We start from the raw sequence: 12,647 nt of genomic DNA on the forward strand, positions 1-12,647 counted from the left end.
GGGCGGGAACGCCGAGAAAGAGAGGTATACGCGATGACGATGGGCGTCGACCCGCGGGAACTCCCCGACGACGATCTTTTCCGCGAGCTCGGTCACCTGTACGAGACCCGGTTCGAGACGCTCCGCCATGCGTCCGAGCAGGCGTTCGAGGAGCACACCCGGCGGACGAACGAGCTGGAGGGCGAGTACCTCCGCCGCCGCCCGGCCCGGGAGATCGACCCCAACCGTCTCCGCGAGGGCGCCCGCGCCCGCTGACGGCTCAACCGGGAGACCAACGCGCGCGTGCGGCGCGTTCGTTTTCCGGAGAGAGTTCCCGAACAGCAGGTAAAGAACGCCGGTTCGTCCCTCCCGCGTCAGGCAGGCTCCCGTCCCGGGGTCCCGACCGGGGATCCGCGGGGGGTGTGAGCTGTGGGACGGACCCGGCGCCGTCATTTCCGCCGATACCGCGCGGACCAGCGGGCGCTGCGCGACCACGTGCGGCGCTGGTGGCCGTTCGTCGTCGGCGTGCTGGTCGCCAACGGCTTCCTGCTGGCCACATACCTGTGGGCGCCGCGCGAGCCCGCCGCGACCGCCGTCTCCGCCCCCGACCCCGCCGCGCGGCGGACCGCCCCGGCGGAACGCCCGATGAGCACGTTCACGACCCGGTTCGACCGGGGCGAGCCGCGCGTCCGCAACATCGGGATCGCGGCCCGGCTGCTGGACGGCGCGGTCGTGCGGCCCGGCGCGACGTTCTCGTTCAACGAGGTCGTGGGCCCCCGGACCGAGGACCGCGGCTACGTTCCGGCACCGGTCATCATGGGCCCGCGCCTCGTGAACGACATCGGCGGCGGCATCTGCCAGGTCAGCTCGACCCTCTACAACGCCGTCTTCCGCGCCGGGCTCGACATCGAGAGGGCGCGCGCACACACCATGTGGATGCCCGAGTACCCGGACGGGCGCGAGGCCGCCGTCGCCTACCCCGACCTCGACTTCCGCTGGCGCAACGACACGACCGCCCCAGTCCGCATCGAGGTCGAGCGCACCGACTCGTCCATCACGGTCAGCCTGTGGGGCGAGCGCCGCTACGAGGTCCGGTCGGAGACGTCCGAGCGCTACGACCGCACCCCGTACGGCAGGGCCGTCGGGCGGGGGAGCAGGTGCGTGCCCACGACGGGCCGCGAGGGCTTCGAGATCGACGTCTGGCGCGTCCTGCTGGAGGACGGCCGCAAGGTGCGCCGCGAGAAGTACCACACCGAGTACCAGCCGCAGCCCGAGGTCACCTGCGTCTGACCGCTCCCTCGCGGTCCCGCACCAGGACCCCGGCGGCCGCCCCGGCCGTCGCCGCCGCGCCCGGATCGCCGTTCATCGAGGCGGACACGATGGCGCCGTCCACCAGCATCACCAGTTGCGCGGCCAGCGCGTCGTCCCCGACCAGCCCGCGCATGAGGCGGTGCAGGCGTTCCTTGTGTGCGCGGGCGGCCGCCGCCACCGGCGCGGACCCGTCGCCCAGCTCTCCGTACGCGTTGATGAACGCGCACCCGTGGAAGCCGTCGCTCGCGAACCACTTGCCGAGCCAGTCGAACACCGCGGCGACGGGGTCGTCGCGCCGCGCGGCGACATGGCCTTCGAGGTCGGCGGTCCAGCGCAGGTCCCGCCGCTCCAGGTACGCCGTCACCAGCGCCTCCTTGGAGGGGAACGTGCCGTACAGCCGCTTGAGCGAGACGCCCGACGCGGCCCGCAGGTCGTCCATGCCGACCGCCTGGACGCCCCGCCGGTAGAACAGCGCCTCCGCGGCGTCCAGCAGCCGCGTCTCGGCCTCCTGCCGGTCCATGCCCCCTCCTTGCGTTGAGAACGTACGTTCTCTAGGTTAGCGAGAGAACGTACGTTCTCGAGAGGGGAAACCACGATGCGCCCACCGCTGCCGCCGTTCACCGAGGAGACCGCCCGCGCCAAGGTCCAGGCCGCCGAGGACGCCTGGAACACCCGCGACCCCGAGCGCGTCGCCCTCGCCTACACCGAGGACTCCGTCTGGCGGAACCGCGACGAGTTCTTCACCGGCCGCGACGCCATCCGGGCCTTCCTGCGCCGCAAGTGGGACCGCGAACTCGACTACCGCCTCCGCAAGGAGTTGTGGGCCTACACCGGTGACCGCATCTCCGTCCGGTTCAAGTACGAGTGGCACGACGCGGACGGGCGCTGGTGGCGCAGCCACGGCAACGAGCAGTGGGAGTTCGCCGGCGACGGACTCATGCGCCGCCGCGAGGCCAGTATCAACGACGTCCGCATCGCCCCCTCCGAGCGCCGCCTCTCCGGCTGACCCCCCGCGCGGCACGGCGGTCATCGGCCGTCGGACGGGTGCGGTAGGTTCCAAGCCTTCATGATCGAAAGCCGATGGAGGACGCCATGTACGGGTCCGGCACGCCGCCCCAGCCGCCCGGCCCGCCCGGGCCGCCCGGACCGCCGCCGGGAGGGGGCTTCCCCGGCCCGCCGCCGCAGGCCCGGGCCAGGACGTCGCCCTGGGTGTTCGTGGTCGGGGCCGGTGCGGCCGTCCTGGTCGTCGCGGCCATCGTCGTGTCGGTCGTGGTGACCGCGTCGTCCGGGCCCAGCGGCCCCGTGCGGGCCGACCAGTGCATCAGCGTCCGGTTCGACATGGCGGAGAAGAGCAGCTCCTACCGGCAGATCCCGGTGGCCGACCGGGTCGGCTGCGACGAACCGGAAGCGAAGGGGAAGGTCGTCCGGGTCGTCGGGGCGAGCGGGACCGCCGGCGTGTCCGTGGCGCCCGACTGCCCCGCCGGGGTGGACGGCGTCGCGCGCGTCCGTACCGCCGAGACGGGCGAGGGAGCGCGGCCGACGGCGGTCTGCGCGCGCAACATCGACGGCCCGCACCCCGGCGACCCGGGCGCCGGGGGCGCGATGATCGACGTCGGCGACTGCGTGAAGTCGTCGATCACGATGGGCAGTGAGATCCCCTGCACCGACGAGGAGTCCTACGCGAAGGTCGTCGCGCGGGTGGACACCGCGAAGGAGTGCCCGTCGACGGCGCTGGAGACGATGGAGCTGCGGTCGTTCGGCGGCGGCGACCCGCCCCGCCCGGTGCTGTGCCTCGGTGACGAGGGGCTGATCGTGTCGGCCGGCGAGTGCATCCAGGACCCGGGTTTCGCGGTCGGCGGGCTGAAGACGGCGTCCTGCGAGTCGGCCCAGGCCATCGCCAAGGTGCTCGCCCGCACCCGGTCGAAGGCGGAGTGCCCGCAGGGGACGACCCACCACCTCGAGGCCGAGGAGAAGGAGAAGGCACTGCGGCCGATCATGTGCGTGAAGAAGCTGCGGCCCACCCTCGACGAGCGGATCAAGTCGCTCGGCAGCTGACCTCATATGTGCTTTCACCTGCGGCTTCTCGGTTATCGAGGGGCCGCGGGCCCTTCTCATCCCTGGGACGGGAGCGCACAATGAGGAGTGAGTGACGCCCGGCAGGGCGGGGGCGGAACAGTCTGTCGCCAACAGGTCCGCACCCCTCGCACCACGGCTCGACCCGGACGAGAGGGACGAGAATGACCACTCACATCGATCCCGGCCTGCGGACGGAGTTCGCGGGGGAGATGATCCTGCCCCGCGATCCCGGCTACGACGAGGCGCGGGCGCTGTTCAACGGGATGATCGACCGGCGTCCGGCGGTGATCGCGCAGTGCGCGAACACCGATGACGTGGCGCGGGCGATCGGGTTCGCGCGCGAGCGCGGGCTGGAGGTGTCGGTCCGCGGCGGCGGGCACGGTGTGGCGGGCAAGGCGCTGGTGGACGGCGGCGTGGTCGTCGACCTGCGGATGCTGAACTCGGTGACCGTCGATCCGGACGCCCGGACGGCCCGCGTCGGCGGCGGGGCGGTGATGGCCGACCTCGACGGCGCGACGGCGGAGTACGGTCTCGCGACCACCGGGGGACGGGTGTCCACGACCGGTGTGGCCGGGCTGGTCCTCGGCGGCGGGTCCGGTTGGCTGGAGCGCAAGTTCGGCCTGGCCTGCGACAACCTGCTGTCGGCGGAGCTGGTGACGGCGGACGGGCGGCACGTCCGGGCGAGCGAGGAGGAGAATCCGGAGCTGTTCTGGGCGCTGCACGGCGGCGGCGGGAACTTCGGGGCGGTCACCTCGTTCACCTTCCGGCTGCACCCGCTGAGCACGCTCGGGCTCGCGATGCTGCTGTGGCCGACCGAGGCGGGCCCGGACGTCGTGCCGGCCTTCCGCGATCTCATGGAGGCGGCGCCCGACGAGGTCGGCGGCGGCGCGCAGTACCTGCTCGCCCCGCCCGCCGACTTCGTCCCGGACGACCTGGCCGGACGGCTCGCGCTCGGCATCGTCGTCACCTGCGTGGCGACGGAGCCGGAGACGCGGGCGATGGTCGAGCCGCTGACGGCGCTCGGGCCCGCCGGCGGCATCGTCGCCGAGATGCCCTACGCGGCCGTGCAGTGCATGGACGACGACCAGTCCGGCCTCCGGAACTACTGGACGGCGCAGCACATCAGGAAGCTCCCGGACGAGGCGGTGGCCCGCTACTGCGCGCTGGCCGACGACATGATCGTCCCGTCCGGGTCCAGGCACACGCTGCTGCCGCTGGGCGGCGCCGTCGCGCGCGGCCCGGCCGACCACCCGATCCCCTGGCGGCACGACCCGTGGGTCGTGCACCCGCTGGCCCTGTGGGACGACCCGGCCGACGACGTCCGCGCCAAGACCTGGGTCCGGGACGTCCGCATGTCGATGGAGGAGTGGTCGACGGGCTCCCTCTACCTGAACTTCATCGGGGACGAGGGGGCCGAACGCTACCGGGAGGGCTGGGGCGACGAGAACATGCGGCGCCTCGCGGACGTGAAACGGCGGTACGACCCCGACAACGTCTTCCGCCACAACCAGAACATCGAGCCGGCCTGAACCGGCCGCTCGTCACGGCAGTCCTGTCAGCGGTCGCCGCCTCCCCCTCCCGCCGGCGGCCGGCAACGGTACGAGAGGGGGGCGCATGACCATCCACAAGGAAGCCGACCTGCGCGAAGGGTTCGCGGGCGAGGTGATCCTGCCCCGCGATCCCGGCTACGACGAGGCGCGGGCGCTGTTCAACGGGATGATCGACCGGCGTCCGGCGGTGATCGCGCAGTGCGCGAACACCGATGACGTGGCGCGGGCGATCGGGTTCGCGCGCGAGCGCGGGCTGGAGGTGTCGGTCCGCGGCGGCGGGCACGGTGTGGCGGGCAAGGCGCTGGCGGACGGCGGCCTGGTCGTCGACCTGCGGATGCTGAACTCGGTGACGATCGACCCGCGGGCCCGGACCGTCCGCGTCGGCGGCGGCGCGACGATGGCCGAACTCGACCGGGCCGCCGCGGAGTACAGCCTCGCGACCACCGGGGGACGGGTGTCCACGACCGGTGTGGGCGGGTTCGTCCTCGGCGGCGGATCGGGCTGGCTGGAGCGCAAGTTCGGGCTGGCCTGCGACAACCTGGTCTCCGTGGAGCTGGTGGCGGCCGACGGGACGCACCTGCGGGCGAGCGAGGAGGAGAACCCGGAGCTGTTCTGGGCGCTGCACGGCGGCGGCGGGAACTTCGGTGTCGCGACCTCGTTCACGATGCGGCTCCATCCGCTTCCCGCCGTCTCCGTCGCGCTCCTGCTCTGGCCGGAGGCGGCCGGCCCGGAGATCCTGAGGGCGTACCGCGACTTCATGGCCTCCGCCCCGGACGAGGTGGGCGGCGGAGCCCTGTACATGACCGCGCCGCCGGAGGACTTCGTCCCGGACGACCTGGTGGGACGTCGCGCGTTCGCGTTCCTGCTCACCTACACGGGAACGGGATCGAGGGCGAACGGGGTGATCGGGCCGATGACGCGGCTGGGGCACGCGGGCGGCCTCCAGTCGGAGATGTCCTACGCGGACCTGCAGTGCATGCTCGACGACCCGCCCGGCTACCGGAACTACTGGTCGGCGGAGCACCTGCGCGCGTTCCCGGACGACGCCGTGGCGCGCTTCTGCGAGATGTCGGCGAACATGGTGATCCCGTCACCGTCCCAGCAGGTCCTCTTCCCGGAGGGCGGGGCCGTCGCCAGGGGACCCGAGTACCCGATCCCCTGGCGGAAGGACCCCTGGGTCGTGCACCCGTTCGGGCTCTGGGACGACCCCGCGGACGACGCGCGCGCCGTCGCGTGGGCGCACGGCCTGCGCGAGGCCATGCGGCCGTGGTCCACCGGGGCCGTCTACCTGAACTTCATCGGGGACGAGGGGGCCGACCGCGTCCGGGAGGGGCTGGGGGAGGAGAACCTCCGGCGGCTCGCGGAAGTGAAGCGGCGGTACGACCCCGACAACGTCTTCCACCACAACCAGAACATCCGGCCCGCCGCCGCGTGAGCCCTATGAGCCGCGTGAGCGACCGCCGCCGCGTGGACCTCACGGCTCGACGGTCACGGTGTGGGTGGGGCTGTTCGGGTCCGCCCACACCGACAGGACACGACGCTGCGCGTCCCACCTGTACTTCCAGGTGCCCTCGGGGTCGGTGGACGTCACCACGGGGGAGTCGGTCGGGAACCAGATCTCGGTCGGCCCGGACGTTCCGCTGCGCGCGCGCCAGCCGACCTTGAGCGACGTCCCGTCGTAGGAGATCTCGGTGGGGGTGCCGGCGACGGCGCGCGGGTAGGGGCGCGCGAGGAGTTCGGCGAACAGCGTCGGGTTCCCGTCCCCGTCGGTCGGGCCCGCGCCGCCGGGGTCGCTGGACCAGTACGCCCAGCCGATGCCCAGGTCGTCCGCCATCTCCAGCCAGTCCCCGGTGAACTCGGCGGCTCCGGGAGCGCTCGCGGGCATGCCGCCGACCTCCCCGAGCCATATCGGCATGCCCAGCCGTCGCGCGGCGGCGGGCATGTTGCGCTTCCACAGCAGGAACTGCGCCTTGACCAGCAGCTCGGTGAACCCGTCGTACGAGCCGCCGATGTCCACGCCGCCGGGGTAGAAGTGCGGGGCGAAGACGAGCCGGGGATCCCCGGGCCGCGGATCGCCGATCGTCCCGAGGGACGTCTCGGCGCCCTCGTTCGGGCCGAGGGCCTGCGGCGCGACGAAGATCCAGTTGTCCCGGTCGACCTCCCGGATCGCGTTGACGATGCCCTGGTAGAACGGCGTGAGGATGGGCCCCTCGAAGAAGCCGAACTGGCGGGTGCCGCCGAACGGTTCGTTGTAAAGGTCGTAGCCCAGGACGGCGGGGTCGTCGGCAAAGCGCTGTGCCACGTGCCTCCACATGGCCGTGTACCGCTGCTTGAGTTCCGGATGCTCGCCCGTGTTGTTCCAGAAGTGGTCGTAGGCGCGGATGACGGCGGGCTGCACGTACGTCAGCACCCAGGGGGTCTGCGGGGTGCAGGGCAGGCCGTCGGTGTGCGTGGCCCAGGCGGGCGCGCCGTTTCCGGAGCCCTCGCAGGCGGCCGGGCCGTAGATGTCCTGGTGCATGTCCAGGATCACGTGCATGCCCTGCTCGCGGTACCAGGCGACGCGTTCGGCGACGTCGTCCAGGTACGCGTCGTCGTACCGGCCCGGCTCGGGCTCAATGTTCTTCCACTGGACGAGGTACCGGACGGAGTTCGTGCCGAGCTCGCGGGCTTCGCGGGCGACGTCCGCACGCTCGATCCAGGGGAGGCCGCTCGGGCCCTTCGCGCTGCTCGCGGTGTTGAGCCCGTGCAGGATCAGCGTCCTGCCCCGCTCGTCGACGATCGTCGGCGGGGCCGCCTCGTCCGCGCGTGCGGGCGGGGCGGGGAGCGTGGTGACGGTCGCGGCGGCGAGCGCGCTCGCCAGGACGGCCGTCAGGGCGATCCGGCCCCGGTTCCGCGCGGTGCGGGCGGTCCGTGCGCGCATGCCACCTCCAGAACATGAATTTTGTTCGGATATTAGGCGGCGTGCGGGGGCGGTGGAAGTGGGAGAAGTGCACAACGGCGGAGCGCGGGGAAGGCGTGATCTGCCGAACCGCACCCGGCGCCCGCAGGCCGGCGGCGTCCTGGGGGCGGGGGGCGGCCGGGGAAGTCAGCCCTGCTGCGGCGGGTACTGCTGCTGCTGGGGATGCGGCTGCTGCTGCTGGGGGTACGGCTGCTGCGGCCCCGTGGGGTACGCGGGGCCGGGCGGGTACGGCGGGCCGGGCGGGGCGTTCAGGTACCCCTGGTACGGCCCCGAGCCGTAGTTCGGCGGCGGCAGGAACGCGGGACGGCCCGGCTGGGGCGCGCTGAACGGCGGCGGTGCGGGCGGTCCCGCCGCGACGGCGCCCGGCCCCGGCGGCGGTCCGGCCATCGCCATCACGGCCGCCGGATGCGCGGCCGGCACCTGGACGGGCAGGCCCAGCCGGCGCATCCGCCGGGCGCGGCGCTCGGCCAGCCGCCACTGCTCGCGGTGCCGCCGCTCCGCCAGGACGGCCGACAGCATGATCTCCGGGCGGACGCCCGGCGGCGGGGGCGGGCTGACGACCGCGGCGACGTCGTCGGCGATCCGCTGCCCGAGCGAGTCGCGGATGTCCGTCCGCAGCTCCCAGAAGCGCGACAGGTACTGCCTGGCCGTCATCGCCAGCTCGTCCGAGAGCATCGACAGCTCCAGCGAGCGCGCCCACGGGATCAGGTGCGCGGGCATGACCGCGACCGGCCGGTACAGGCCGGACCCGGAGCGCTCCTGGATGACGACCGTGCCCGCGAACATGTCGCCGAGCCGCTTGCCGCGCCGGTTGCAGAACGACGCGATCAGCGCGGGCGAACCGTAGAACGTCCAGAACTCGATGAACCCCGCGAGGGCGCGCACGAGCGCCTGCCGGAACCGGATCGGGCCGCCGTCGTCGCCGACGACCCGCAGGCCCAGCGCCATCTTGCCGAGCGTGCGGCCCCGCGTCAGCGTCTCCGCCGCACACGGGTAGCCGACCAGCACGGTCACCGTCGCCAGCAGCCCCAGCCCGATCGCCCACGCCTCGTCCGCGATGATCGCGGTGGCGCTCACGAAGTAGAGCGCGACGTTGAGGATCGTGACCTGCAGCAGCAGGTCGATCAGCAGGGCGCAGCCGCGGCTGGCCAGCCGCGCGACCCGGATGTCGAGCGCGACGGCCTCGCCGGTGACGAGTTGGCCCATGTGCCGATCCTCCAGTGCAGGGGGCTGGTCATTTGCAGGGCTGGTCATTTGCAGGGCTGGTCATTTGCAGGGGCTGGTCCATTTTGCCGCTTCGGCGGGGGGACGCGTTAGTCTCCCCGGGTGGACGTCGACGCCTATGTGGCCGCGCACAACCCCGACTGGAACCGCCTCGAGCAGCTCATCAACCGGGGGCGGAAGCTGACCGGTGCCGAGGCCGACGAGCTCGTCGAGCTCTACCAGCGCACGGCGACGCACCTGTCGGTCGTCCGGTCCAGCTCGCCCGACCCGGAGCTGGTGGGACGGCTGTCGTCGCTGGTGGCGCGCGGACGGGCGGCCGTGGCGGGCGCCCAGGCGCCGATGTGGCGGGACGTCTCGAAGTTCGCCACCGTCACCTTCCCGGCGGTCGCCTACCGGCTGCGGTGGTGGTGGCTGGGGAACGCGGTCCTGGGCAACCTGCTGGCCCTCGCCCTGGCCATCTGGGTGGTGCGGAACCCGGAGGTCCAGGCCGCCGTGGGTGCCCCCGAGGAGATCCGGCAGCTCGTCGACGAGGACTTCGCGAACTACTACACCGAGCACTCCGCCTCCTCCTTCGCGTTCCAGGTCTGGATCAACAACGCCTGGGTGTCCGCAGTAGCGATCATCTTCGGGATCCTGCTCGGCATACCGACCGTGTACGTCCTGGTGCTGAACCAGGTGAACCTCGGGCTCACCGGCGGGCTGATGTTCGCCCACGGCAAGGGTGACATCTTCTTCGGACTGATCCTGCCGCACGGCCTGCTCGAACTGACCGCCGTGTACCTGGCCGTGGCGGGCGGCCTGAAACTGGGCTGGACGATCATCGATCCTGGGCGGCGCACCCGCGGCCAGGCCCTCGCGGAGGAGGGCCGGGCCGCCGTGAGCATCGCCATCGGGCTCGTCGGGGTCCTCCCGTGTCGGGCCTGATCGAGGGCTTCGTCACGGGCTGGGTGCACGTGACCTGGCTGCGCGTGTCGATCGGCGTCGTCGCCGAGCTCGCGTTCCTCACGTACGTGATCGTCCTCGGCCGGCGGGCGACACGGCGGGGCGAGACCGGCGACGCCGAGCTGCGGCCCGACCTCGCCCCCGTGGCGGGCTGACCCCGCCCCGGTGGCGGGCCGACCGCCGGCGACGGGCCGACCCTCGCGACGGGCCGACCGGGCCCACGGCCCGCTGAGCGGCACGCAGAGCCGCGGACGCAGCCGCTCCCTGCCCTTGTGCCGCTCCGGGAAGCCGGGGCGTCTCAGAGCCGTCCGGCGGCCTTGAGGGCCAGGTACGCGTCGGCGAGGGCGGGCGCGATCTCCTCGGGCGGCGCGTCCACGACCTCCACGCCGTGCCCGCGCAGCTCCGCGGTGAGCCGGCGGCGCTCCGCGCGCGCCGCTCCGCGGCCGCCGCGTCGTACACCGCCGCCAGGTCGCCGCGCCCGTCCGCCATCTCCCGGACCCGCGGATCCGCCACCGCCGCGATCATGACGAGGTGCCGGGCGGTGAGCTGCGGCAGCAGCGGCAGCAGGCCCTCCGATCGCCGCCGTGTTCAGGTCGGTCAGCAGGACGACCAGGCCCGCTGCCGCACGCGCGCGAGCAGCGTCGACACCATCCCGGCCGCGTCGCACTCGAGCAGCTCCGGCTCCAGCGGCGCCAGCGCGTGCACCATCGCGGGCAGCAGGTCCGTCCGGGACGCGCCCTCCACGCGGGCGCGGACCCGCCGGTCGTAGGCCAGCATGTCGACGCGGTCGCCCGCCCGGGACGCCAGCGCGCCCAGCAGCAGCGCCGCGTCCATCGAGCAGTCCAGCCGGGGGATGTCGCCGACGCGCCCCGCCGCCGTCCGGCCGGTGTCCAGCACGAGGTAGATCCGCCGGTCCCGCTCGGGCCGCCACGTCCGGACGACCACGTCGGCGCGGCGCGCGGTGGCCCGCCAGTCGATCGAGCGGACGTCGTCGCCGTCCACGTACTCGCGCAGCGAGTCGAACTCGGTGCCCTGCCCGCGGATCTGCGCGACGTGCGCGCCGGTCAGCTCCCGCAGCCGGGCGAGCTTCGCGGGCAGGTGGCGGCGCGACGGGAACGCCGGCAGCGCCCGCACCGTCCAGGGCGCCCGCCGCGAGAGCTGCCGCGCGGCCAGCCCCAGCGGACCCGCCGAGCGCACCACGACCGTCACGGCCTCCCGGTCGCCGCGCCGCGTCGGGGTGAGCGTGAGCTCCACCCGGCGCCGCTCCCCGGCGGGGACGTCCACGTCCGCCGTCCGGGGCGTCGCGCCCGCGCTCGGCGGCCACACGTCCCGCAGCCGGGCCTTCAGCCGCCGCCGGCCGAGGTTCTCCACCGTCAGCGTCACCCGCGCCGACTCGCCCAGCCGCACCCGGGAGTCGCCCGACCGGTGGAACCGCAGCGCTCGCACGTTGCCCGCCAGAGCCAGGTCGGCGGCCACGCCCAGCAGCAGTGCGCCCCACAGCGCGAACAGGGTCCACCAGCTCGGCAGCAGGATCGGGACGAGCGCGCCGAGCAGCGCCAGCAGCCCCAGCCGTCCGGTCAGCGCCATCAGCGCGGGGCGGGGACGTGGGCGAGGATGCCCTCCAGCACGCCGTCCGTGGTCGCGCCCTCCAGCTCCGCCTCCGGGCGCAGCTGCACGCGGTGCCGCAGCGTCGGCCGGGCGAGCGCCTTCACGTCGTCCGGCGTCACGTAGTCGCGGCCCGACAGCCACGCCCACGCGCGGGACGTCGCCAGCAGCGCCGTCGCGCCGCGCGGCGACACCCCGAGCTGCAGGGACGGGGACTGGCGGGTGGCGCGGCACAGGTCCACCACGTACGCGGCGACCTTGGGGTCGAGGTGGACGGCCCGGGTCGCGGCCCGCCCGGCGGCCAGTTCGTCCGCTCCCGCGACCGGCCTGACCTCCGACAGGTCGCGCGGGTCGAAACCGGACGCGTGCCGCTGGAGCATCGAGATCTCCTCGTCCCGCGTGGGGACGGGCACGGTCAGCTTGACGAGGAACCGGTCCAGCTGGGCTTCGGGCAGGGGGTAGGTGCCTTCGTACTCGATGGGGTTCTGCGTCGCGCACACCACGAACGGGTCGGGCAGGGCGCGCGCGGAGCCCTCCACTGAAACCTGTCGCTCCTCCATGGCTTCCAGGAGCGACGCCTGCGTTTTGGGCGGCGTCCGGTTGATCTCGTCGGCGAGCAGGAGGTTCGTGAAGACCGGCCCCTTGCGGAACTCGAACTCCGCGGTCCGGTTGTCGTAGATGAGCGAGCCCGTCACGTCGCCCGGCATCAGGTCGGGGGTGAACTGCACGCGCTTGAAGTCCAGTTCGAGCGCCCGCGACAGGGTCTTGATGAGCAGCGTCTTCGCCGTCCCGGGGACGCCCTCCAGCAGCACGTGGCCCCGGCACAGCAGCGCGATCACCAGACCCGTCACCACGGAGTCCTGCCCGACGACGGTCTTGGCGACCTCGCCGCGCAGCGCCGCGAGCGCGGCGCGGGCCGTCTCGGCGCGCCGCAGCGTCTCCTCGGACACCGGGGCGGCGCCGGTGCCCGGCGGGCCGTCGGCCACCGTCGCGGGCCCGTC

At 73.5% G+C, this 12,647-nt stretch carries 10 protein-coding genes and 2 pseudogenes; 7 read left to right on the forward strand and 5 right to left on the reverse strand.

All coding sequences use genetic code 11. The features are described 5' to 3' along the window. The first annotated feature begins 33 nt into the window (after nucleotides 1–33). A complete protein-coding gene (locus F7P10_RS25650; protein WP_151012954.1) occupies nucleotides 34–255 on the forward strand; it encodes a DUF6158 family protein in 222 nt (73 codons plus the stop codon). A gap of 153 nt (nucleotides 256–408) precedes the next feature. Next, nucleotides 409–1,269 (forward strand): VanW family protein, encoded by an 861-nt coding sequence (locus tag F7P10_RS25655; RefSeq protein WP_151012956.1) that lies wholly within the window; start codon nucleotides 409–411, stop codon nucleotides 1,267–1,269. Here the strand turns inward: F7P10_RS25655 and F7P10_RS25660 are convergent. After that, a complete protein-coding gene (locus tag F7P10_RS25660) occupies nucleotides 1,256–1,810 on the reverse strand; it encodes a TetR/AcrR family transcriptional regulator (RefSeq protein WP_151012958.1) in 555 nt (184 codons plus the stop codon). The genes F7P10_RS25655 and F7P10_RS25660 overlap by 14 nt on opposite strands. Nucleotides 1,811–1,885: 75 nt before the next feature. Here F7P10_RS25660 and F7P10_RS25665 point away from each other — a divergent pair, with 75 nt between their 5' ends. The 4 genes from F7P10_RS25665 to F7P10_RS25685 all read left to right on the forward strand — a co-directional run bounded on the left by F7P10_RS25665 (nucleotide 1,886) and on the right by F7P10_RS25685 (nucleotide 6,351). Beyond that, entirely contained in the window at nucleotides 1,886–2,296 is a 411-nt protein-coding gene (locus tag F7P10_RS25665) for a nuclear transport factor 2 family protein (protein ID WP_151012960.1), read from the forward strand. Nucleotides 2,297–2,370: 74 nt separating this feature from the next. After that, complete coding sequence (locus tag F7P10_RS25675; protein WP_176611653.1) at nucleotides 2,371–3,345, forward strand: hypothetical protein; 975 nt, start codon at nucleotides 2,371–2,373, stop codon at nucleotides 3,343–3,345. A gap of 182 nt (nucleotides 3,346–3,527) precedes the next feature. Further along, complete coding sequence (locus F7P10_RS25680; RefSeq protein WP_151012966.1) at nucleotides 3,528–4,895, forward strand: FAD-binding oxidoreductase; 1,368 nt, start codon at nucleotides 3,528–3,530, stop codon at nucleotides 4,893–4,895. 85 nt (nucleotides 4,896–4,980) lie between these two features. Next, entirely contained in the window at nucleotides 4,981–6,351 is a 1,371-nt protein-coding gene (locus F7P10_RS25685; protein ID WP_151012968.1) for an FAD-binding oxidoreductase, read from the forward strand. A gap of 39 nt (nucleotides 6,352–6,390) precedes the next feature. On the opposite strand, the gene F7P10_RS25690 is transcribed toward F7P10_RS25685, so the two are convergent. Further along, a complete protein-coding gene (locus F7P10_RS25690) occupies nucleotides 6,391–7,836 on the reverse strand; it encodes a cellulase family glycosylhydrolase (protein WP_151018290.1) in 1,446 nt (481 codons plus the stop codon). Nucleotides 7,837–8,001: 165 nt separating this feature from the next. After that, complete coding sequence (locus F7P10_RS25695; protein WP_151012970.1) at nucleotides 8,002–9,081, reverse strand: RDD family protein; 1,080 nt, start codon at nucleotides 9,079–9,081, stop codon at nucleotides 8,002–8,004. 120 nt (nucleotides 9,082–9,201) lie between these two features. Here F7P10_RS25695 and F7P10_RS25700 point away from each other — a divergent pair. After that, a pseudogene (locus tag F7P10_RS25700) lies at nucleotides 9,202–10,196 on the forward strand (stage II sporulation protein M). A 143-nt stretch (nucleotides 10,197–10,339) separates the two neighbouring features. Here the strand turns inward: F7P10_RS25700 and F7P10_RS25705 are convergent. Both F7P10_RS25705 and F7P10_RS25710 read right to left on the reverse strand, forming a co-directional pair. Continuing rightward, nucleotides 10,340–11,628 (reverse strand): annotated as a pseudogene (locus F7P10_RS25705) (DUF58 domain-containing protein). Next, nucleotides 11,628–12,596: a MoxR family ATPase gene (locus tag F7P10_RS25710; RefSeq protein ID WP_218040723.1), complete on the reverse strand. Its 969-nt coding sequence runs from the start codon at nucleotides 12,594–12,596 to the stop codon at nucleotides 11,628–11,630. Before F7P10_RS25710 ends, F7P10_RS25705 begins: the two are co-directional and overlap by 1 nt. Between the last annotated feature and the right edge of the window lie 51 nt (nucleotides 12,597–12,647).

The organism is Actinomadura sp. WMMB 499, assembly GCF_008824145.1.
GTDB lineage: Bacteria > Actinomycetota > Actinomycetes > Streptosporangiales > Streptosporangiaceae > Spirillospora.

What these genes read in the sequence shown, in the direction of transcription:
- F7P10_RS25650 (WP_151012954.1), top strand. Translation starts at nt 34, where the DNA reads ATGACGATGGGCGTCGACCCGCGGGAACTCCCCGACGACGATCTTTTC.
- F7P10_RS25660 (WP_151012958.1), bottom strand. Translation starts at nt 1,810, where the DNA reads ATGGACCGGCAGGAGGCCGAGACGCGGCTGCTGGACGCCGCGGAGGCG.
- F7P10_RS25665 (WP_151012960.1), top strand. Translation starts at nt 1,886, where the DNA reads ATGCGCCCACCGCTGCCGCCGTTCACCGAGGAGACCGCCCGCGCCAAG.
- F7P10_RS25675 (WP_176611653.1), top strand. Translation starts at nt 2,371, where the DNA reads ATGGAGGACGCCATGTACGGGTCCGGCACGCCGCCCCAGCCGCCCGGC.
- F7P10_RS25680 (WP_151012966.1), top strand. Translation starts at nt 3,528, where the DNA reads ATGACCACTCACATCGATCCCGGCCTGCGGACGGAGTTCGCGGGGGAG.
- F7P10_RS25685 (WP_151012968.1), top strand. Translation starts at nt 4,981, where the DNA reads ATGACCATCCACAAGGAAGCCGACCTGCGCGAAGGGTTCGCGGGCGAG.
- F7P10_RS25690 (WP_151018290.1), bottom strand. Translation starts at nt 7,836, where the DNA reads ATGCGCGCACGGACCGCCCGCACCGCGCGGAACCGGGGCCGGATCGCC.
- F7P10_RS25695 (WP_151012970.1), bottom strand. Translation starts at nt 9,081, where the DNA reads ATGGGCCAACTCGTCACCGGCGAGGCCGTCGCGCTCGACATCCGGGTC.